Genomic DNA, 1684 nt, shown 5'->3' with positions numbered 1-1684 from the left:
AACACCACGGAGCCCAAGTGGTCCTTGATGAGGCGGTAGGTCTTGCTGGCTCCACTCGAGAAATCCCAGCGACTGGTGGGTTTACCGGCCAACGGCGAGAAACTCTGTTTTTTGGCACAATAGCCACAACTCGGAAACCTGTTCTTCTGCAAGCATCCGATTGAACATTCCATCTGTCGTGCCACCTGCCACCACCTGGCTCTGAGAACCTTTCTAATGCCTGGGTACTCTACGAACCCGTCTGGCTAATTTCTCTTTGCCACGTTCCAACCTATGGCGAAAGCTTTCAGGCGTTTCGATAGCACTGCTTGTGGGGTCTTTCTTAACGGCATCAAGAGCAAGGCACAGGGCAACGTAACTGCCAACATAGTCACCGTGGAAACTCAGGACGTCTGAAGCCATGGCCAATAGATCCGCGCGACCCCGCGAAACCTGTCCATTACGGTGGAAGGCGCTCAGTTCAAGTAGAAGGCGTACGCTCGCTTCCGCCTTCGCCACAGGAAACCGCCGACCGGCAAGAGGCAAACCGAATCGCCAAATATCACTGAGAGTTACGTAAATGGCGCAGTTAGTCCCGAACCGGTTCAACAGCTCCAACACCCGTTGCTCCTGTTCCCTCCAGGAAGACAGATCCTCGCTGAAATCCCGGTGAATGGATCGCAGCTCTTCGACGAGAAGCTCTGCGTCACGCCGATCCAGGGGTGATAACATCTCCCATGGGGCGTAATTTCGGCAAAACCGCGCGCCCGAAAATGACGCGTACAGTCTTTCGGAGTCGAAGCTTTTGGCCATCCCTTGGAGATAGTCAACGGTCATTCGCATAAATTCGGCGCTGACTGGCCACTCTGTACTGTACTCATCGGCCAAGCGAGCGCGAAGCGAGATATTCCCAGGGTCTTCACGGAGTAACTGAAAAAAGCGCACAATCTTCGGTGACGCCCCTATGGCACCCCACTTAACATCCAAAACGACGCCTGTCGAATTCTCAGCAGCGGAGATAACGGAGGCACCCTGTAGCACAATTGCGACGATAACCCGACCCGAAAGCGCTTTCATGACTATTCGCAATGTGCCCGCTAGTTTTCTGGCTCCCTGCAGGTACACATTCCCGTGGAAGCGTTCCAAAAACCCTTCTCCACTCTGACCTCCGGCGGACCTATTTCCGGAAACGGTTGGCGTCTACTTACCTCCAAGTAGCACTGCTCACCCGAAAACCCCGCTGGTGCTCCACACGACTCCCTACAGAAGAGCGTTCGACAATACCGGTAGCGGTACACGACCTCACGAACACCACCCGCCCGACGGTACCAGCAAAGGCAAATCGGCCACTCAGCCGACTGCCACTCACGTGCGCCTGCGACGGGCCCAACCTGCTCGAGGATTTGGATGTACCACAGGACCCAGTACCCAACGGTTTTTCCACCGGGCGCTGCCCAGTAGCCGCAGGGCCGCCACGGACTTGCTTCGCAGCACGGCGGGACGGGCCGCATGAGACAATCCAAAGGCACCGGCGGATACACAACAAGTTGTAATCCGTCTGGATCCGCGAAGTTAACGAAATCTCCCATCGAATGGGCATAAACATTCGGCCCACCGTTGAGCTTAATTGGATCTCGCGCCGTCCACCTCCCCACCTGCGCGTCGTAATCCCGGGCGCCGAAGCGGACCAAGCGCGTGTGGGTGT

2 protein-coding genes are annotated in these 1684 nt (G+C 56.3%); both read right to left on the bottom strand.

Features of this window, described 5'->3' with window-relative positions; translation table 11 throughout:
- Nucleotides 1–213 precede the first annotated feature (213 nt).
- A complete protein-coding gene (locus tag ABJK56_RS01370) occupies nt 214–1125 on the bottom strand; it encodes a hypothetical protein (protein WP_347242873.1) in 912 nt (303 codons plus the stop codon).
- The coding region (locus tag ABJK56_RS01365) for an RHS repeat-associated core domain-containing protein (RefSeq protein WP_347242872.1) at nt 1077–1684 on the bottom strand (608 nt) is incomplete at its 5' end. The genes ABJK56_RS01370 and ABJK56_RS01365, both read right to left, overlap by 49 nt.

This window comes from Thermogutta sp. (assembly GCF_039793925.1).
Classification (GTDB): domain Bacteria; phylum Planctomycetota; class Planctomycetia; order Pirellulales; family Thermoguttaceae; genus Thermogutta.
The sequence above is the reverse complement of the archived record's forward strand: the minus strand, read 5'-3'. Positions and strand labels throughout refer to the sequence as shown.